Origin of the sequence: Streptomyces cadmiisoli (assembly GCF_003261055.1) — a bacterium.
Classification (GTDB): domain Bacteria; phylum Actinomycetota; class Actinomycetes; order Streptomycetales; family Streptomycetaceae; genus Streptomyces; species Streptomyces cadmiisoli.
On record NZ_CP030073.1, the window covers coordinates 7,439,278 to 7,458,072 of the forward strand.

Consider the following 18,795-nt stretch of genomic DNA (forward strand, 5'->3'; position numbering starts at 1 on the left):
CCGGCGCCTTCGGCCAAGGAGAGTTCGCACAGCTCTGGCAGTTCGACGTGTGGGTATTGCCACATCCTGGGCCGCGTTGCCTGCCGCTAGGGTCTGTGCATTACCTACAAAAGTCCCGGAGGGGCCCATGGCGTTCGGCTGGATCGACGAGCAGGCGGAGGTGCGCCGGCGCGCCGGACTCGTACGGACCCTGCGCCCCCGTTCCGCCGACACGCCGCTGCTGGACCTGGCGAGCAACGACTATCTGGGTCTGGCCCGCCATCCGGAGGTCGTCGAGGGCGCCGCGCGGGCCGCGCGGACCTGGGGCGGCGGCGCGACGGGCTCCCGGCTGGTCACCGGCACCACGCAGCTGCACGGGGAACTGGAACGCGAACTGGCCGACTTCTGCGGGTTCGAGGCGGCGCTGGTCTTCTCCTCGGGATACGCGGCCAACCTCGCCGCGGTCACCGCGCTCGCGCCGCACGGCTCGCTGATCGTCTCCGACTCCGGGAACCACGCCTCGCTCATCGACGGCTGCCGGCTGGCCCGAGGGACCACCCAGGTCGTCGCGCACGCTGACCCGGACGCCGTACGCAAGGCGCTGCGGACCCACGACGGACCGGCCGTCGCCGTGTCCGACACGGTCTTCTCGGTCGACGGCGACGCGGCCCCGCTGTCCGCGCTGGCCGAGGCGTGCCGCGCGCACGGCGCCGGGCTCGTCGTCGACGACGCCCACGGCCTCGGGGTGCTCGGCGACGGCGGACGGGGCGCCCCGCACGCGGCGGGTCTGGCGGGCGCCGACGACGTCGTGGTGACGGTGACGCTGTCGAAGTCGCTCGGCAGTCAGGGCGGCGCGGTGCTCGGGCCCGTCCGGGTGATCGACCATCTGGTCAACGCGGCCCGGACCTTCATCTTCGACACCGGCCTCGCCCCGGCGGCGGCGGGGGCCGCTCTGGCGGCACTGCGGCTGCTGCGCCGGGAATCCGGGCGGGCCGCACGGGCGCGCGCGGTGGCGGGCGAACTGCACGCCCGGCTGACGGCCATGGGCCTGGAGGCGGTGCGTCCTGACGCCGCGGTCGTCTCGGTCCGCGTGCCGTCCCCGGAGAGTGCCGTGCGCTGGGCGGCCGACTGCCGCGCCGCGGGGCTCGCCGTGGGCTGCTTCCGGCCTCCTTCCGTGCCCGACGGCGTGTCCCGACTGCGGCTGACGGCCCGCGCGGACCTCTCCGGGGACCAGATCGAACGCGCTGTACGTGTGATCGGCGAAACGCGACCATGAGTCGGCGTACCACGGCCGTGCGTCGCACTGCATGGATCTGACCGGACCTGATCGGGAACTGGCGCGGGTCGACTTGGTCAGTGGTCGGGGTGGTCGGCGATCGGCGTGGTCAGTGGTCGGAGTGCTCGGTGGTCGGTGGGTTCATCGGAACGAGGCCGTGAACCCCGCCCAGCTTTCGGGGGAGAAAAGCAGCGCGGGTCCGGCGGGGTCCTTGGAGTCGCGTACGGCGAGGAGTCCGGCGCCCGGGCCGCGGATCGGCCGGGCCGTCTCCACGCAGTTGTTCGCTCCGGTGCTGTGACTGCTGCGCAGCCAGTGCACCCCGATCAGTCGAGTGCTTGAAGGAACGTTCCGAGGCAGAGCTGTCATGGTGCCTCCTACGCGCCGGCAGCTGTTCCGGCGAGGTGATCCAACGAGTCCTCGGGCGAAAGTGCGCGGACTCGCAGGGCGTTGAAGGCCTCGGTGTAGGCCTCTACGTCTTCTTTCCGTTCGAGATAGAGGCTACTCGTCAAGTGGTCGAGAACAACCACGTCCAGATCAGAAGTGCGCGGAAAGGAGAAAATAACGAAAGGCCCGGTGATCCCGATGTGAGCGCCGGCGGCGAACGGCAGCACCTGGAGTCGCACTTGGGGCAGCCGGGCCGCCTCCACCAGCCGCTCCAGCTGGCGAGCCATCACCTCCGGGCCGCCGACCTCGCGGTGCAGCACCGCCTCGTCCAGCACGGCGCTCAGCACCAGGGGCCGCTGCGCCCGCAGCACGTCCTGCCGGGCCAGCCGCACCTCCACCAGGGCGTCCAGCCGGTCCTCGTCGAGCCCTTCCACGGCGGCGCGGGTCACCGCGCGCGCGTACTCCGGTGTCTGGAGCAGTCCGGGCACCACCGAGGTCTCCAGTGTGCGCATCGCGCTCGCCTGCGACTCGAGGCTGATGAAGTCCCGGTAGGTGGGGGGCAGTACACCCCGGTAGGCGTGCCACCAGTGGTCCCGGCCGTGGGCCCCGCCCGTGCCGGCCAACATCAACAGCAGCTCGCGGAGTTGGGGGTCCGTCACTCCGTAGGCGTCCAGCAGTAGGCGCACGTCGGCCGGTTTGACCCCGCTCGCGCCGGTCTCTATCCGGCTCACTTTCGACTGGTGCCAGCCGACGAGCCGCGCGGCGTCGCCACTCGTCAGGCCGGCGCGGGCGCGCAGCGTGCGCAATTCGGCACCCAGTTTCCGGCGGCGCACTGCGGGACCGTGCTGCATGGGAAACTCCTTACTCCTTCCGAGCCGCCCAAATACGGTCTGCCGTCGCAGAGTTCACCGCTTCGAGCGACAGATATATGCATATCTTGGTGGATCGCCACCGTGACCGGTGTGCTGGTGGCAGTCTGGCGAAGAAGCACCAGTCCGGGACCGTACTCGAACCATCCGATCCGTGTCGGACTGCGGTCCCGTGGGAAAGGGACGACGTCGCCATGGCAGACCACCTGGAAGCATCCGTCACGCTGCCGAGCGATCCCGCTTCGGTCCCCACCGCCCGCCACTACGTGATCAGCACGCTCGCCGAGTGGGGCCTGGCCCCGGACACGGACATCGCCGACACCATCCGGCTCATCGTCTCGGAACTCGCCACCAACGCCGTCCAGCACACCTTCGGGCAGTCTCCCACCTTCACGGTGGACGTCGAACTCGACCGGGACGAGCAACTGCGCATCGGTGTGACCGACAGTCACCCGCGTTTCCCCAAGCGGCTGCCGGCCGCGGTGCAGCAGGACAACGGCCGCGGCATGGTCATCATCCGCTGGCTGGCCGGCGAGTGCGGCGGCCGGCTGCGTGTGCGCCCCACACGGGAGGGCGGCAAGACGGTCTCCATCGAACTGCCCTGGACGGCTCCGGTGCGGCCGATGACGGCGGCGGGGCCGCAGGAGTCCTGAGGACCTGTCCGGCGGTGGCCCCGCCCTCGCGAGGCCGTGCGCGTGCTGCCGGCGCCGGGGCGCGGGTGACGCCCAGTGCGCCGCAACGGGCGTGGACGCGAGCACCCTGGACCTGTCCGACACGACGACGCGAGGGGCCGGGCAGGCCCCGCGGCGACTTCCGCAGGCCGCGTGGTCGCCGTGCGGCGGTCGGGAAGCGCCGGGACCGGCCCCGTGGGCTTCGGCCACCGGACCCGGGCGCTCCTGCTGTTCGGGCCGCTCCGGACGTCCGTACCGCGCGGGGGACTCGCGGGCGGGCAGTCCGGGCCGCCGGGGGCGGCGTGCCGTGCCGCCCGCGTCCCGGAGGGCTCACGGACGGCGTCGGCGGCTTCCGGCCTGCTCCGGGAAGCGGAGCGGGCCGGGGGCATGGGCGGGGCGGTGGCGGCGCGTCAGGACGCCTCCACCGCGCCCCAGGGGTCAGGAGACCCGGCCGTACCAGACACTCCTCGTCCAGATCTTCTGCAGCCTGACGACGTCCCCTGTCTTCGGGGCGTGCCAGATCTTCCCCTTCCCGGCGTAGATTCCGACGTGGTAGACGCTCGACCCCGAGTGGAAGAACACCAGGTCTCCGGCCCTGCGGTTCTTCGCCGAGATGTGGCGGGTCTTGTTGTACTGCTGCGCCGCCGTACGGGGCAGCTTCTTGCCGGCCTTCTTGAACGAGTACAGCGTGAGTCCGGAGCAGTCGAACCTGCGCGGACCGGTGGCGCCCCACTTGTACGGGGAGCCCTGCTTCGACGCCGCGATCTGCAGCGCCTTGAACGACGGCGAGGCGGCCGCGGCCTCGGTCGCGAAGCCGGGAGCCACGACGGATCCACCCACCGCGGCAAGGGTGAGGGCCGAGGCCGTGCCGGCCCGGGCCATGAGCGACGGGACACGATTGAGCGCTGTCATGCGCAACCCTTCGTCAGCCGCCTGTGAAGGATGACCTGTCGGATTCGGGCTGGCGAAGTGGCCCGGCCGCGTGACCGCGGCTTCACCCCAAGGGCTGCTCGGAACGTGCGTTCCGGCGACCCGTCGTGCTGGGTCCTCCACTCCTGCCGATCCACTCCTGTCGACCGGGCATCCGGGCGGCGGCAGGACTCGGCGTCCGCCCGGACCGCCCCGCCGCTGTGGCGGGGGCTTGTCGTCAGACAGGGATCTTGACGTACCGAAGTCTGAAAATCCCAACGGAAGCGGGTGTTTGTGGCGTTACTCACCACTCGCCCATTCGGGTGGACAGCCCCTCGATCGAACGGATGTCAAGGGCGCCACGAGCCCCCGGACCAGCGGTGGAACCATCAATTCCGCCCCGAGGGCCCTCGTGTTGCGCAAGTGCGGAGGCCCCGAAAATGTACGTGGAAATACGCCGTGCGGGGGTACGCCGTTTGGTCCGTTTCAACTCCGGTCCGGACACGCCGCGGTGAGTGTCGACACGACGGGCCGCCGGATGGTTCGTCAACTGTCGGAGCGCGGCGGAACATCCGCCCGGGCCGGTCGGCGGTCACCGTCCAGGACGCGCTGCGCCCGCGCGGAGGTTGCGGAGCACGGCTCGGTTTCACCCCTTCGGCGCATCGGCGCGAACCCGTCGTGCGGCGCGGCGGCTTCTGGCACCGGCGCGGGGCCGGCGCGCGGACCGCGGCCGGTGCCGCCGACGCGGGCCGGTTCGATCCGCGCCGGCCGGCCCGCCGCGCCGAGGTGACGGCTGATCAGCGGACACGCGGGCGCGTCGGGGCGCATGGGGCGATCGGGCCCGGCGACGGCATGCGCGGGGCGAGCCGACGGCCCCCCGGACGCGGAAGACCGTGTGCCCCCGTCCGCTACAGCGGGGGCACACGGTCCGTCGGTGGGTGCCGGCGCTCAGCCGACCGCTACCGGCATCGGCGCGCGGGCGGGTTCCCCGTGCCCGGCGGTGGCCCGGCGCCTGAGCGCGCCGCCGACCAGCATCGCGCTCAGGCCGAGGACCGTCCACACGCCGAGCGTCAGCAAGGGCCCGGACGCGCCGGCGCCGTCGAAGAACGCCACCGACCGCAGGAGCGAGACCCCCGCACCCGGCGGGAGCAGCTGGCCGATCGTCCCGGCCGGCTCGGGCAGCATCGGCGGGGCCGAACCCGCCGCGGAGAACGGATTGCCCAGCAGCATCATCGTGGTCGCGACGACGGCCACGCCCGCCTGGCCCATCAGCGCGGCCAGTCCGGCGACGGCGCTGCTCACGGCCAGCGACGCCAGGGCGAACACCGCGGCCTCCGCCCACCGGTCGCCGGTGAGGCCCTCGAGCCAGGTGTGCGCGATCAGCGTGCCGCCGACGCCGACCAGGCCCGAGGCGGCGACCAGAGCGGTCACGGCGCGGCCGCCCCGCAGTCCGGCCAGCGCGACCATGGCGCCCGCCGCCGTCCCGGCCAGTACGAGCGGCAGGACGCTGGAGCTCAGCGTCGTACCGCGCGGGTCGGCCTCGGGCGTCGGGACGACATCGACGATCCGGATCTCGGCGCCCTCGGCGGCGGCCCTGTCGGCCACCGCGGTCCGCAGCGCCTGCGCGACCGCCGGGCCGGCGGCGGAGGCGGTCAGCAGCTCGGTTCCGTCGGCGGTGACGACGATCGCGCCGTACACACTCCGGTCCTCGACGGCCTCCCGGGCCGCGGCCTTGTCGTCGTAGCGGTGGATTTCGAAGGCGCCCTTCTCGCGGGTCAGCCCCGCTTCGACCTGAGCCGCGGCGGCCGCCGGGCCGGCCACGCCGAGCGGCAGGTCGCGGGGCGCGGTGCGGGCGGAGGGCCAGGCGAAGGCGCACAGCGCCAGGGTCGCGATCAGTGGGACGAGGACGGCGACGGCGAAGACGTGGCGCGTGCCGTTACGGGGTGGCGAGGACATGGCATCTCCTGTGTGGGCCACTAAAAAGAAGGATCGTTCGTTTTAGGAGTGTCCCCACCGTGCGCGTGCCGACGTGGCTTGTCAAGAAGGAATGTTCGTTTTACATTCGGGGCATGGCTCGTGTATCCCAGGAACACCTCGACGCACGCCGCCGGCAGATCCTGGACGGCGCCGCGCTCTGTTTCGCCCGCAACGGCTTCCACGCCACGTCCATGCAGGACGTGCTGAAGGAGGTCGACCTGTCCGCGGGCGCGGTGTACCGCTATTTCAGCGGCAAGGAGGAGCTGATCGGCGCCATCGTCAACGAGGTGCTGGGCACCGTGCGCGAGATCTACGAGGACGCGGCCCGGCAGAGCCCGCCGCCGTTGCCGGACGAGCTGATGCCCCGGGTCATGACCCGGATGAAGGAACTCCGGCCGGGCGTGCTGGAGGACGGCCAGTGGATGTTCCCGCGGCTGATGCTCCAGGTGTGGACCGAGACCCTGCGCAATCCCGAACTGGCCGCCGTCCTGCGGCCGAGCTTCGAGGTCGTACGGGCGTCCTGGCTGAAGGTCGCCGAGAGGTACCAGGAGGAGGGCCTGCTGCCCGACGACGTCGACACCGACGCGATGGCCCGCGTGATGATCGCGGTCGTGCAGGGCTTCGCCACGCAGATGGCCCTGTTCGGCACCGTCTCCGAGGACACCCTGAGCGCCGGAGTACGCGCCCTGTCGAGCGTGCGCAGACCGGGTTCACGCGGCTGACCGGATCACAGCTCGGTTAACGTGCCCGAAACTCGTGCCAACTAGCCTGCGCCTCCACGCCACCAGGGATTTTGCCCCGTGGCCGCGGCAGCCGGGCCCCGCACGGCCCGGAGCGAGGATGTGAGGTGCGCCGTGCAACTGACCCCGCACGAGCAGGAGAGGCTGCTCATTCACGTGGCCGCCGACGTGGCCGACAAGCGCCGGGCCCGCGGGCTGAAGCTGAACCACCCGGAAACCGTCGCCCTCATCACGTCCCACATCCTCGAAGGCGCCCGGGACGGCCGTACCGTCGCTGAACTCATGGCTTCCGGCCGCAAGTTGCTCACCCGTGACGACGTCATGGCCGGCGTCCCCGAGATGATCCACGACGTCCAGGTCGAGGCGACCTTCCCGGACGGCACGAAACTCGTCACCGTCCACGACCCGATCGTCTGAGGGGGCGTTGATGATTCCAGGAGAGATCCTGTTCGGCGACGGGCCGATCGTGTGCAATGAGGGCCGCGAGGTCACCCGGCTGACCGTCCTCAACGCCGCCGACCGGCCCGTCCAGGTCGGCTCCCACTACCACTTCGCCGAGGCCAACCCCGGCCTGGAGTTCGACCGTGCGGCCGCGCGCGGCAAACGGCTCGACGTGGCCGCCGGCACCGCGGTGCGCTTCGAGCCCGGGATCCCCGTCGAGGTCACCCTCGTCCCGCTGGCCGGAGCCCGAGTGGTGCCCGGACTGCGCGGTGAGACAGGGGGTGCCCTCGATGGCTGAGATCTCGCGCGAGGCCTACGCCGACCTGTTCGGCCCGACCACCGGCGACCGGGTCCGGCTGGCCGACACCGACCTGCTGATCGAGATCGAGGAGGACCGCTCCGGCGGACCGGGACGCGCGGGCGACGAGGCCGTGTTCGGCGGCGGCAAGGTCATCCGCGAATCCATGGGCCAGTCACGCGCCACGCGCGCGGAGGGCACCCCCGACACGGTCGTCACCGGGGTCGTCGTCGTGGACCACTGGGGGATCGTCAAGGCGGACGTCGGTATCCGCGACGGCCGGATCACCGGCATCGGCAAGGCGGGCAACCCGGACACGATGGACGGGGTGCACCCGGACCTGGTGATCGGACCTGAGACCGAGGTCATCGCCGGCAACGGCCGCATCATGACCGCCGGTGCCGTCGACGCGCACGTCCACTTCATCTGCCCGCAGATCGCCGACGAGGCACTGGCGTCCGGTGTCACCACCCTGGTCGGCGGCGGTACCGGCCCCGCCGAGGGCTCGAAGGCCACCACCGTCACGCCGGGCCCCTGGCATCTGGCCCGGATGCTGGAGGCGATGGAGCAGTACCCGCTGAACATCGGCTTCCTCGGCAAGGGCAACACCGTCTCCCACGAGGCGATGCTGTCGCAGATCCGCGGCGGCGCGCTGGGCCTGAAGCTGCACGAGGACTGGGGCTCCACCCCGGCCGTCATCGACGCCGCGCTCACCGTCGCCGAACGGACCGGTATTCAGGTCGCCATCCACACGGACACCCTCAACGAGGCCGGATTCGTCGGTGACACCCTCGCGGCCGTCGCCGGCCGCGGCATCCACGCGTACCACACCGAGGGCGCCGGCGGCGGCCACGCGCCCGACATCATGACCGTGGTGTCCGAGTCGTACGTGCTGCCCAGCTCCACCAACCCCACCCGCCCGTTCACCGTCAACACCGCCGAGGAACACCTCGACATGCTGATGGTGTGCCATCACCTCAACCCGGCGGTGCCGGAGGACCTCGCCTTCGCCGAGTCCCGTATCCGGCCGTCGACCATCGGCGCCGAGGACGTCCTGCACGACCTCGGGGCCATCTCGATCATCTCCTCCGACGCGCAGGCCATGGGCCGCGTCGGCGAGGTGATCATGCGGACGTGGCAGACGGCCCATGTGATGAAGCGTCGCCGGGGCGCCCTGCCCGGCGACGGACGCGCCGACAACCACCGCGTACGTCGCTATGTCGCCAAGTACACGATCAACCCGGCGCTCGCCCAGGGCCTCGCCCACGAGATCGGCTCCGTGGAGACCGGCAAACTCGCCGACCTGGTGCTGTGGGAACCGGCGTTCTTCGGGGTCAAGCCGTACCTCGTCCTCAAGGGCGGGCAGATCGCGTACGCGCAGATGGGCGACGCCAACGCCTCCATCCCGACGCCGCAGCCGGTGCTGCCGCGGCCGATGTACGGGGCGACCGGGCGGGCACCGGCCTCGAACTCCGTCAACTTCGTGGCGCCGCTCGCCGTCGAGGACGGGCTGCCCGAACGCCTCGGGCTCGGCAAACGGTTCGTGCCCATCGAGTGGACGCGCGGCGTGACCAAGGGCCACATGCGTGAGAACGACGCCCGGCCCGAGGTGCGCGTCGACCCCGACAGTTTCGCCGTGCACATCGACGGCGAGCTCGTCGAGGCGACCCCGGCCGCCGAACTGCCCCTGGCCCAGCGCTACTTCCTCTTCTGATGACCAGGGCAGCGCTTCTCGTCCTGGCCGACGGCCGCTTCCCGGCCGGGGGACACGCGCACTCCGGTGGAGCCGAGGCGGCGGTGAAGGCCGGGCTGGTCACCGGTGCGGCGAGCCTGGAGGACTTCTGCCGCGGGCGGCTGCACACCGCCGGGCTGGTGTCGGCCGGGCTCGCCGCCGCGGCGGCGCTAGGAGTCGATCCGGCCGCGCTGGACGCGGCCGCGGATGCCAGGACCGCCTCCCCGGCGCTTCGGCTGGCGGCGCGCAGGCTCGGGCGGCAGCTCGTGCGGGCCGCCCGAGCCACCTGGCCCTCGGCCGAACTCGACGTCCTGGCCCGGCAGTTCCCGAAGGGCGCCCACCAGCCGGTGGTGCTCGGTCTCACGGCGCGGGCCGCGGGCCTGACGGCCGCCGACGCGGCGCACTGCGCCGTGTACGACAGCGTGAGCGGCCCGGCGAGCGCGACGGTGCGGTTGCTGAGCCTCGACCCCTTCGACGCGACCGGTGTGCTGGCGCGGCTGGCCCCGGAGCTGGACCGTGTCGCGGACCGGGCGGTGGAGGCGGCCCGCGCGGTCGTCGACGAGGGGGTCGACGCGCTGCCGGCGGCCTCCGCGCCGTTGCTGGAGATCCAGGCGGAGGCGCACGCCGCCTGGCCCGTCCGCCTGTTCGCCTCGTAGCGGCGCCCACCTGCCGCACCCGCGTCTTCGACCCCGGCCACCCCCCTCGCCCCGCCGGGGACGCGGCCCGGGTCCTCTACCCCTTCGCGGCCCCGAGCGGCCCGTCCGCATCCGCCGGACGGGCCACGAGCACCGGGTCCGCCCCGAAAGGAGCCGTCCATGCATCTCGACCACGCCCAGCACGACACTCCCGGCGTCAGCGCCGACGCGCACCGCCCCGACGGCCGCCGCCGGGCGCTGCGGATCGGGCTCGGCGGGCCCGTCGGATCCGGCAAGACCGCCACCGTCGCCGCGCTCTGCCGCGCCCTGCGGGACGAACTGTCCCTCGCCGTCGTCACCAACGACATCTACACCCGCGAGGACGCCGACTTCCTGCTGCGGGAGGCCGTCCTGCCCCCGGAGCGGATCACCGCCGTGGAGACCGGGGCCTGCCCGCACACCGCGATCCGGGACGACATCTCCGCCAACCTCGAGGCGGTCGAGGACCTGGAGGACGAGATCGGGCCGCTCGATCTGGTCCTGGTGGAGTCCGGCGGCGACAACCTCACCGCCACCTTCTCCAAAGGGCTCGTCGACGCCCAGATCTTCGTGATCGACGTCGCCGGCGGCGACGACATCCCGCGCAAGGGCGGCCCCGGGGTCACCACGGCCGACCTGCTAGTCGTCAACAAGACCGACCTCGCGCCCTACGTGGGCTCCGACCTCGCCCGGATGGAGGCGGACGCCAAGGCCCAGCGCGCCGAACTGCCCGTCGTCCTCCAGTCGCTCACAAGCGGCACGGGCGTGCGGGACGTCGCCGACTGGGTGCGCGCGCGGCTCGCCGCGTGGGTGGCGTGAACGCGACCACCGGGGTACGCGCCACCGCGCGGATCCTGGCCCGCGGCGACGGACGCGGCGGTACGTCCCTGCCCGTACTGGCGGGCGAGGGGCCTCTGGCGTTGCGGCGCACGCGGGGCGGCGCCGGTGAGGCCCGCGTGATGCTGGTCGGCGCGATGAGCGGACCGCTCGGCGGCGACCACTTCACGGTACGGGCGGAGGTCGCCGACGAAGGGCGGCTGCGGGTCGGTTCGGCCGCCGCCACCATCGCCCTGCCGGGGCAGACGAAGCGCGCCGCGCGCTACGACGTCCGGCTCGACGTGGCGGACGGGGCCGAACTGCACTGGCTGCCCGAGCAGCTCATCTCCGCGCGCGACAGCGACCTGCACGTCCGCACCCGAGCCGACCTCGCCGCGGGCGCGCGGCTGGTGCTGCGAGAGGAACAGGTGCTCGGACGGGCCGGCGAGGAACCCGGGCGGCTCACCAGCCGTCTGACGGTGCGGATCGCCGGACGGGCCGTCCTCGACCAGGAGCTGTCCTGCGGGCCGGGCGCACCGGGCGGCTGGGACGGTCCCGCCGGGCTGGGCGGCCGTCGCGCCGTCGGGCAGATCGTCCTGGTACGGCCGGAGTTCGGCACCCGGCCGGTTGCCGCCCGGGTGCTGGGGGACGGGGCCGTGGTCGTCCCGCTCGCCGGGCCCGCCGCGCTGGTGAGCGCTGTCGCGCCGGACGCGCTGCGACTGCGCCGGGTGCTGGACGAGGCCCTGTCGAGCCTCGATTGACTCTCCGGTGAGCGGGAGCGGCTCTCCGGTTATCGGAATGGCAAAGAACCGCGGCCGGCCCTGTTCCCGGCCGCGGCACAACCGACAGGATCACCCGTATCCATCGAAACGGTGTACGGGAGGCCTCACTTGAGGGACAAGAGACCGAAGAGGCGGACGGCGGCGCTCGGCTCGGCCGGAGCGCTCGTCACGGCGACCCTGATATCCGGTGTCCTCGCCGCTCCGACCGCCAGCGCGAGCGCCGAGTCCCGCCACGGTGAGGGCCGCGAGGCCCGCGGTGTCGCGATCGCGGCCGACCGGGCCGCGCGGACCGGGATCGACTGGCAGGACTGCCCGCCCGACTGGGGCCTGGAGAAGCCCATCCAGTGCGGCTATGTCACGGTGCCGCTCGACTACGCCGAGCCGTACGGCAAACAGATCAGGATCGCCGTCGACCGGATCGGCAACACGGGGACGAAGGAGGAGCGGCAGGGCGCCCTCGTCTACAACCCGGGCGGCCCCGGCGGCTCCGGACTGCGCTTCCCGCGCCGGGTCACCACCGCCAACCCGCTGTGGGCGAAGACGGCCGAGGCCTACGACTTCGTGGGCTTCGACCCGCGCGGCGTCGGCAAGTCGGCGCCCATCTCCTGCGTCGACCCGCAGGAGTTCGTCAAGGCGCCCAAGCCGGACCCGGTGCCCGACTCGGAGGCCGACAAGCGCGCCCAGCGCAAGCTCGCCCGCGAGTACGCCGAGGGCTGCCAGGAGCGCAGCGGCGCCATGCTGCCCCACATGACCACGCCGAACACGGCGCGCGACCTGGACGTCGTCCGGGCCGCCCTCGGCGAGCGGAAGCTGAACTTCCTCGGTGTCTCCTACGGCACCTACCTCGGCGCGGTCTACGGCACGCTCTTCCCGGGCCACGTGCGCCGCATGGTCGTCGACAGCGTCGTCGACCCGTCCCGGGAGAAGATCTGGTACCAGGCCAACCTGGACCAGGACGTCGCCTTCGAGACGCGCTGGCGGCACTGGCAGGACTGGGTGGCGCAGAACGACGCCACCTTCCACCTCGGCGACACCCGCGCCGAGGTCCAGGCGGAGTGGCTGGAGCTGCGCGCCACCGCGAAGAAGGAACCCATCGGCGGGGTCGTGGGCCCGGCCGAGCTGGTCGGCTTCTTCCAGAGCGCCCCGTACTACGACTCCTCCTGGGTCCCGGTCGCCACGGTCTTCAGCGCGTACGTCGCCGGTGACACCCAGGCCCTGGTCGACGCGGCCGCCCCCGATCTGTCGGACACCGCGGGCAACGCGGCCTCGGAGAACGGCAACGCCGTCTACACCGCGGTCGAGTGCGCCGACGCCAAGTGGCCCACGAGCTGGCGGAAGTGGGACCGGGACAACACCCGTCTGCACCGCGACCACCCGTTCCTGACCTGGTCCAACGCGTGGCTGAACCTGCCGTGCGCCACCTGGCCGGCCAAGCAGAACACCCCGCTGGACGTGCGTACCGGCAAGGGCCTGCCGCCGGTGCTGATCGTGCAGTCCGAGCGTGACGCGGCCACCCCGTACGGGGGCGCCGTCGAACTGCACCAGCGCTTCAAGGGCTCGCGTCTGATCACCGAGAAGGGCGCCGGGTCGCACGGCGTCACCGGCCTGGTCAACCCGTGCGTCAACGACCGGGTGGACGCCTACCTGCTCACCGGCAAGGTGGACACGCGGGACGTGACCTGCCGTCCGCACGCCCTGCCGAAGCCGTAGGCGAGCGGAGCACCCGGCGAGGGACGGCCGGCCGGCACACCGGCCGGCCGTCCCTCGCCTATGCGCGGTCGAGCCAGGCGTCCTCGGCCGCGTAGTCGAAGAGATCGCCGTAGGTCTGGAACATCTTCGGGTAGGCCTCCCGCCAGTCCCGCCCGGCCAGCCGGCCTTCGATCCACTCGACCGTCTCCGGAAGCGTCTCGGCGTACCGCACCACCGGGCGGTGGCCCAGCTCCCGTTCCGCCGCCGACATGTCGCACACCACCGGGACCGGAACCGTCCACGGTGTGTCGCCCACGGTCGGAGCCGGCGGGGGACCGTCGACCAGGACCGTCTCGGTCCGCACGCCCATCACTCCGTCGATCGCGGCCGCGATCTCCGCCACCGTCGGCGCCTCGCCGTCGCAGGCGTTGAGGACCCGGGACGCGGGGCGCGCAGCGGCGAGACGGATGAGCTCCGCGAGGGTGTGCACACTCACCGGGTGGAAACGGCTCGCGCCGCCCTGCGCGAGGACCCGGCGCCGGCGGCCGTCCAGGTTGCGCTTGACGAAGTACAGCTCGCGCGGTGTCCGGCAGTGCGGTCCGTGCACCGCTCCCGCGCGCAGCAGCGTAGCGGGCAACCGGTCGCCGACGGTGAGCAGTTCATGCTCCAGGGCCGCCTTGCGGGTGCTGTACGAGGTCTCACCGGGCGGCACCGTGCGCTGGGTCTCCGGAATCGGCACCGGGTACACGGGGAAGCCGCCCGGTTCGGCCTGCGTGTCGAAGCTGCGGCCCCGGTCGTCCTCGTACACCGAGATGCTGGAGACCACCACCGCCGAGCCGACGCGCCCGGCCAGTGAGGTCAACTGGCGTGCGTGTCCGGCCCCGAAGGCGACCATGTCGACCACCAGGTCGCAGTCCTCGCCGATCACCGCGGTCAGCGCCGCGTCGTCCTCCCGGTCCAGCCGCACGGACCGTACGTCGTCGGGCCAGGACGGGTCCCGGTCGCCGCCCCGGGACGCCGCCGTCACCGCCCAGCCGTCCCGCGCCAGCGCCCGTACGGCCGGACGCCCGATCTGTCCCGTCGCTCCGATCACCACAGCACGTTTCATGCGGCGACCCTAGACGGGACGGTCCCGCGGGCCGAGGGAACTTCGCCCACGGCAGAGTTCAGCTGAGCGGCATCCGCGGGAACCTGCGCTCGCGCTCGGCGCGGGCCGCGGCCTCCTCGGCCTTGGCGACCGCCGCGTACTGGTCGACGTACTCCTGCTCGGACAGCGAGAGGATCGCGTACATGATCTCGTCGGTGATGGCGCGCAGGATCGCCTTCTCGTTCTCCATGCCGGCGTAGCGGGAGAAGTCCAGCGGCTCGCCGAAGCGGATCCCCACCGGGTGGACGCGGGGGAGGACCTGGCCCGGCGGCTGTGCCTCGAACGTCCCGATCATCGCGCAGGGGATCACCGGCACCCCGGCCTTGAGGGCCATCACGGCGACCCCGACCTTGCCCTTGTAGAGGCGGCCGTCGTGCGAGCGGGTGCCCTCCGGGTAGATCCCGAGCAGTTCGCCCTTGCCGAGCACGCCGAGCCCCTCACGGATCGCCGCCTGGCCCGCGTCCTTGCCGGAGCGGTCCACGGGGATCTGCCCGGCGCTGCGGAAGAAGGACGCGGTGAGCCTGCCCTTGATGCCGGGCCCCGTGAAGTACTCGGCCTTCGCCAGGAAGGTGATGCGGCGCTTGAGGATCGCCGGCATCAGGAAGTGGTCCGAGAACGACAGATGGTTGCCGGCCACGATCGCCGCGCCCGACGCCGGTACGTGCTCCAGACCCTCGATCCTGGGCCTGAAGACCACTCTGAGCAGCGGTCCGAGGAGCACGTACTTGAGCAGGTAGTAGAACAACGGGTGGCTCCTCGCTCCGTCAGTTCGGCTCACCGTCGCGTTCTCGCAGGTCAACCAGCACGTCGTGAGGCTTCAGTGTAGGCGCGGCAGGGGTCGCGCGGAACCGGTGGGAGCCTTCTCGGACCCGGGTTCACTCCGTGGCGCCCGGCGACCAGCGCGGGATGCTGCCGGTCAGGCGGCAGATGAGGAAGTAGAGCGGTATGGGGGGTGTGTAGGGCGAGCCTTCCGAGGGGGAGTGGATCAGTCGCGGCACGTCCGCGCGCGGCTTGGGCCGGGCGGGCGTCCAGGACGGGTCGGCCATACGGGCGCCGACCGCGTAGGCGGTGGGGGACGGCCAGACGACCCCCTCGTGGGAGCCCGCCGGGACGATCCACCACCAGTGCCGGTCGTCGGCGAAGACGCAGCCGACGCGGGGCAGCCGGTCCATGATGCGTCGGCCGTACTCGCCGGGCGTGCCGACCGCGTCGTGTCCGAGGCTCGTGGACAGTCGCGTGGGGATCAGCAGGCGGGGGGCACGGTCGCACGGGCTCGGCGCGGAGCGCGGCGGGCGGAGGTCAGGGCAGTGCTGTCGGAGCATCGGGTAAGGATCCTTCGGCCGAGTGGGGGACGGGCCGGGCGGCGAACGCCGTCGGTGTGGGGGTGATCGGGGCGGCGTCGGCCGGTTCCGTGCTCAGCTCGGCCCAGACGACGCGCCCCGAGCGCTGCGGGGTCTCCCGTACGCCCCAGTCGCTGCACAGCGCCTCGACCAGCAGCAGCCCGCGACCGCTCTGGTCGTCGGGACCGGCGTGCCGGGGTGCCGGGAGCGAGGCCCCGCGGCTCTGGTCCTCGACCTCGATGCGGAGCCGGTCCGCGGTGCCGTGCAGCCGGCACACGATCCGCTCGCTCGCCGAGTGGGTGACGGCGTTGGTCACCAACTCGGAGAGCACGACCAGGGCGCTGTCGACGACATCGATGTCGATGTGCCACGCGGTGAGCGTCGCGCGCACGCTCGCGCGGGCGGCGGCCACCGACTCCGGCGCGGCCGGGAGGACGAAGGTGTGGGGGCGGCGGAGATCCCCGGAGGCGAGCGGGTCGGGGCCCGAGGGCCCGGGGAGTCGACCGGGACGCTCGCCTCCGGGTGGCTGCGGGGGGTGCGGGACGTGCGGGGTCTGTGCCGTCCGGGGGGCGCGCTCGGCACCGGCCGGACGGCCGAAGGGCTCGGGGGCGGACAGTCGGACGGGCGGCCCCGGCAGCAGGCCGGGCCATTCGTCCTCGGGCAGTCGGTCCAGCGGGTGGGGGAGGGAGGGCGGAGCCATCGCCTTACGCCTTTCATCTGCCTTGCGTCGGGGCCGCACGGGTGCTCCGCCGGCCGGCTCTGCTTGCGGCGCACCAGACGACGTGGGTCTGTCGACGCCGGGTCGCGGCCCGTCTCCCCCAGCTGGACTGGACCGCGGCTTTCCTCGGCGTGCCGGGGAAAGCGGGTCCACTGTGTCACTCGCCAACAACCGCTCGCAAGCCGCAAGTTGAAAATTGCATTTGGCCAAGTGCATGCTGCTCTCAGGCAACAAGTGATCGAATGACCCTGCGAAAGTGAACACATGAGAGCGTGGCTCCGGGGCCGAGGACGTGAGGGGGTTGAGGCGTGACGGCGGAGACCGACTGGGGCGGCGCACCGTCCGTGCTGCGCATGATCCTCGGCAAGCAGTTGGAGGAGTTGCGCACCCGGGCCGGTCTGACCTTCGAGGAGGCGGGCGCCGCGCTGGGGGTGAGCCACTCCACGATCCGCCGGATGGAGGCCGCCAAGGTGGCCCGGCTCCGGCTGGCCGACGCCGAGAAGCTGCTCCAGGTCTACGGCGTGACGGACCAGCAGGAGATCGACACCTTCCTGAAGTCGGTCCGTGAGGCCAACAAACGCGGCTGGTGGCACACCTACCGTGACGTGCTGCCGGACTGGTTCGCCGCGTATCTGAGCCTGGAACAGGCGGCGTTGCAGATCCGCGCCTACGAGAACCAGTTCGTCCACGGTCTGCTCCAGACGGAGCGCTACGCGCGTGCACTGCTCGGGGCCGGCAACCCGCACGCCTCGACCGAGGCGACCGAACGCCGGGTCGCGCTGCGCATGCGGCGCCAGGAACTGCTCACCCGTGAGGCGCCGCCCCGGCTGTGGGTCGTGATGGACGAGACCGTGCTGCGCTGGCCGGTCGGCGGCTCCGACGTGATGCGCGCGCAGGTCGACCATCTGATCGAGGTGAACCGGCTCCCGCACGTGACCCTCCAGATCATGCGGTTCGCGGCCGGGCCCCATCCGGCGATGCGGGCGGGCGCGTACCACCTCTTCCGGTTCCGGGCACGCGAACTGCCCGACATCGTCTACCTCAACGGCCTGGTGGGCGCGGTCTACCTGGACAAGAGCGACGACGTCGTGGTGTACCGCGAGGCCATGGACCGGCTGGGCGCCCAGGCGGCGCCCGCCAGCAGGACCGAGGCCCACCTCGGCGACATTCGCAAGGAGCTGTGAACGTGCACCACCACATACGCAACGGCATGCCGTCCCGGGAACTGGGCGCACGCGGCTGGTCCAAGCCGTGGAGCGACGACGCCGGTGGCGCGTGCCTGGAAGTGATGAAGCTCGCCGACGGGCGGGTCGCGGTGCGTCAGTCGACCGACCCCGACGGCCCGGCGCTGGTCTTCACCCCGGTGGAGATGTCCAGCTTCCTCACCGGAGTGAAGGCGGGTGACGCGGACTTCCTCCTCTGAACTGCTTGCTGTTGCTGAGCATTTCCCCCCGCTGAACCCCCCGACCCGAATGGGAGACACGGCGTTGCCTGACAACGGATGGCCGGCCGACCGCATCGACACCGAGAACGCGCACTCCGCCCGCATCTACGACTACATCCTGGGCGGCAAGGACTACTACCCCGCGGACCAGGAGGCGGGCGACGCCATGTCCCGGGAGTGGCCCGCCCTGCCCGTCCACATGCGTGCCAACCGGGACTGGATGAACCGGGCCGTGCGCTGGCTCGCCGAGGAGGCGGGCATACGGCAGTTCCTGGACGTCGGCACCGGCATCCCCACCTCCCCGAACCTGCATGAGATCGCCCAGGCGGTGGCGCCCGAGTCGCGGGTCGTCTACGCGGACAACGACCCCATCGTCCTCACGCTCTCCCAGGGCCTGCTGGCCAGCACGCCCGAGGGCCGGACCTCGTACATCGAGGCCGACTTCCGCGACCCGGCCAACATCCTGGACGCCCCCGAACTGCGCGAGACCCTCGACCTCACGCAGCCGGTGGCCCTCACGGTGATCGCGATCGTGCACTTCATGCTCGACGAGGACGACGCGGTCGGTATCGTCCGCCGGCTGCTGGAGCCGCTGCCTTCGGGCAGCTATCTGGCCATGTCCATCGGCACCGCCGAGTTCGCGCCCGAGGAGGTGGGCCGGGTCGCGCGCGAGTACGCGGCCCGCAACATGCCGATGCGGCTGCGCACCATCGACGAGGCCCATGAGTTCTTCGACGGCCTGGAACTCGTCGAGCCCGGCATCGTCCAGGTGCACAAGTGGCGTCCGGACGGCACGGGGGAGCAGGGCATCCGCGACGAGGACATCGCGATGTACGGAGCGGTCGCCCGCAAGCCGTGACGCCCCTACGGCCGTGACGCGACGCCGGTCGTGCTGCGGCACGGCCTCGA

At 72.3% G+C, this 18,795-nt stretch carries 21 protein-coding genes and 1 riboswitch; of the genes, 13 read left to right on the forward strand and 8 right to left on the reverse strand.

Annotated features, from left to right (window positions below):
- Window positions 1–127 precede the first annotated feature (127 nt).
- Window positions 128–1,255, forward strand: coding sequence for an 8-amino-7-oxononanoate synthase (locus tag DN051_RS32790; protein ID WP_112440297.1), 1,128 nt, complete (start codon window positions 128–130; stop codon window positions 1,253–1,255).
- Window positions 1,256–1,396: 141 nt separating this feature from the next.
- Here DN051_RS32790 and DN051_RS32795 read toward each other — a convergent pair whose 3' ends face one another.
- A complete protein-coding gene (locus DN051_RS32795; protein WP_053757645.1) occupies window positions 1,397–1,621 on the reverse strand; it encodes a DUF397 domain-containing protein in 225 nt (74 codons plus the stop codon).
- A gap of 8 nt (window positions 1,622–1,629) precedes the next feature.
- Entirely contained in the window at window positions 1,630–2,490 is an 861-nt protein-coding gene (locus tag DN051_RS32800; protein ID WP_053757644.1) for a helix-turn-helix domain-containing protein, read from the reverse strand.
- 212 nt (window positions 2,491–2,702) lie between these two features.
- Here DN051_RS32800 and DN051_RS32805 point away from each other — a divergent pair, with 212 nt between their 5' ends.
- Window positions 2,703–3,161, forward strand: a complete 459-nt coding sequence (locus DN051_RS32805; RefSeq protein ID WP_053757643.1) for an ATP-binding protein — start codon at window positions 2,703–2,705, stop codon at window positions 3,159–3,161.
- Window positions 3,162–3,617: 456 nt separating this feature from the next.
- Here DN051_RS32805 and DN051_RS32810 read toward each other — a convergent pair whose 3' ends face one another.
- On the reverse strand, window positions 3,618–4,091 hold the full coding sequence (locus DN051_RS32810; protein WP_053757642.1) for a C40 family peptidase: 474 nt from the start codon (window positions 4,089–4,091) through the stop codon (window positions 3,618–3,620).
- A gap of 3 nt (window positions 4,092–4,094) precedes the next feature.
- A riboswitch (cyclic di-AMP (ydaO/yuaA leader) is annotated at window positions 4,095–4,272 on the reverse strand.
- A gap of 764 nt (window positions 4,273–5,036) precedes the next feature.
- Window positions 5,037–6,044 (reverse strand): ABC transporter permease, encoded by a 1,008-nt coding sequence (locus DN051_RS32820; protein ID WP_112440301.1) that lies wholly within the window; start codon window positions 6,042–6,044, stop codon window positions 5,037–5,039.
- 113 nt (window positions 6,045–6,157) lie between these two features.
- Here DN051_RS32820 and DN051_RS32825 point away from each other — a divergent pair, with 113 nt between their 5' ends.
- The 8 genes from DN051_RS32825 to DN051_RS32860 all read left to right on the forward strand — a co-directional run bounded on the left by DN051_RS32825 (window position 6,158) and on the right by DN051_RS32860 (window position 13,258).
- A complete protein-coding gene (locus DN051_RS32825) occupies window positions 6,158–6,787 on the forward strand; it encodes a TetR/AcrR family transcriptional regulator (protein ID WP_112440303.1) in 630 nt (209 codons plus the stop codon).
- A 132-nt stretch (window positions 6,788–6,919) separates the two neighbouring features.
- Complete coding sequence (locus DN051_RS32830; protein WP_053757639.1) at window positions 6,920–7,222, forward strand: urease subunit gamma; 303 nt, start codon at window positions 6,920–6,922, stop codon at window positions 7,220–7,222.
- A 10-nt stretch (window positions 7,223–7,232) separates the two neighbouring features.
- Window positions 7,233–7,544 (forward strand): urease subunit beta, encoded by a 312-nt coding sequence (locus tag DN051_RS32835; RefSeq protein ID WP_053757638.1) that lies wholly within the window; start codon window positions 7,233–7,235, stop codon window positions 7,542–7,544.
- Window positions 7,537–9,258 carry an urease subunit alpha gene (locus tag DN051_RS32840; protein WP_053757690.1) on the forward strand — a complete coding sequence of 574 codons (1,722 nt, stop codon included), beginning with the start codon at window positions 7,537–7,539 and terminating at the stop codon, window positions 9,256–9,258. Before DN051_RS32835 ends, DN051_RS32840 begins: the two co-directional genes overlap by 8 nt.
- On the forward strand, window positions 9,258–9,932 hold the full coding sequence (locus DN051_RS32845) for an urease accessory protein UreF (RefSeq protein ID WP_053757637.1): 675 nt from the start codon (window positions 9,258–9,260) through the stop codon (window positions 9,930–9,932). Before DN051_RS32840 ends, DN051_RS32845 begins: the two co-directional genes overlap by 1 nt.
- A 159-nt stretch (window positions 9,933–10,091) precedes the next feature.
- Window positions 10,092–10,769, forward strand: a complete 678-nt coding sequence (gene ureG, locus DN051_RS32850) for an urease accessory protein UreG (protein WP_112440305.1) — start codon at window positions 10,092–10,094, stop codon at window positions 10,767–10,769.
- Window positions 10,766–11,527 carry an urease accessory protein UreD gene (locus tag DN051_RS32855; RefSeq protein WP_112442564.1) on the forward strand — a complete coding sequence of 254 codons (762 nt, stop codon included), beginning with the start codon at window positions 10,766–10,768 and terminating at the stop codon, window positions 11,525–11,527. Before ureG ends, DN051_RS32855 begins: the two co-directional genes overlap by 4 nt.
- Window positions 11,528–11,656: 129 nt before the next feature.
- Window positions 11,657–13,258: an alpha/beta hydrolase gene (locus DN051_RS32860; RefSeq protein WP_112440307.1), complete on the forward strand. Its 1,602-nt coding sequence runs from the start codon at window positions 11,657–11,659 to the stop codon at window positions 13,256–13,258.
- A gap of 58 nt (window positions 13,259–13,316) precedes the next feature.
- On the opposite strand, the gene DN051_RS32865 is transcribed toward DN051_RS32860, so the two are convergent.
- The 4 genes from DN051_RS32865 to DN051_RS32880 all read right to left on the reverse strand — a co-directional run bounded on the left by DN051_RS32865 (window position 13,317) and on the right by DN051_RS32880 (window position 16,424).
- Window positions 13,317–14,345 carry an NAD-dependent epimerase/dehydratase family protein gene (locus DN051_RS32865; protein WP_112440309.1) on the reverse strand — a complete coding sequence of 343 codons (1,029 nt, stop codon included), beginning with the start codon at window positions 14,343–14,345 and terminating at the stop codon, window positions 13,317–13,319.
- A 58-nt stretch (window positions 14,346–14,403) separates the two neighbouring features.
- The gene (locus DN051_RS32870; protein ID WP_053757632.1) at window positions 14,404–15,129 is read right to left on the reverse strand and encodes a lysophospholipid acyltransferase family protein; all 726 of its coding nucleotides are present in this window, start codon (window positions 15,127–15,129) and stop codon (window positions 14,404–14,406) included.
- 130 nt (window positions 15,130–15,259) lie between these two features.
- Entirely contained in the window at window positions 15,260–15,706 is a 447-nt protein-coding gene (locus tag DN051_RS32875; RefSeq protein ID WP_053757631.1) for a hypothetical protein, read from the reverse strand.
- On the reverse strand, window positions 15,684–16,424 hold the full coding sequence (locus DN051_RS32880; protein ID WP_112440311.1) for an ATP-binding protein: 741 nt from the start codon (window positions 16,422–16,424) through the stop codon (window positions 15,684–15,686). Before DN051_RS32880 ends, DN051_RS32875 begins: the two co-directional genes overlap by 23 nt.
- A 326-nt stretch (window positions 16,425–16,750) precedes the next feature.
- Here DN051_RS32880 and DN051_RS32885 point away from each other — a divergent pair, with 326 nt between their 5' ends.
- From DN051_RS32885 to DN051_RS32895, 3 genes are all read left to right on the forward strand, one after another.
- Window positions 16,751–17,626 carry a helix-turn-helix domain-containing protein gene (locus tag DN051_RS32885; protein ID WP_053757629.1) on the forward strand — a complete coding sequence of 292 codons (876 nt, stop codon included), beginning with the start codon at window positions 16,751–16,753 and terminating at the stop codon, window positions 17,624–17,626.
- A 26-nt stretch (window positions 17,627–17,652) separates the two neighbouring features.
- Complete coding sequence (locus DN051_RS32890) at window positions 17,653–17,865, forward strand: DUF397 domain-containing protein (RefSeq protein WP_053757689.1); 213 nt, start codon at window positions 17,653–17,655, stop codon at window positions 17,863–17,865.
- Window positions 17,866–17,929: 64 nt separating this feature from the next.
- A complete protein-coding gene (locus DN051_RS32895; RefSeq protein ID WP_053757688.1) occupies window positions 17,930–18,745 on the forward strand; it encodes an SAM-dependent methyltransferase in 816 nt (271 codons plus the stop codon).
- Window positions 18,746–18,795: the final 50 nt, after the last annotated feature.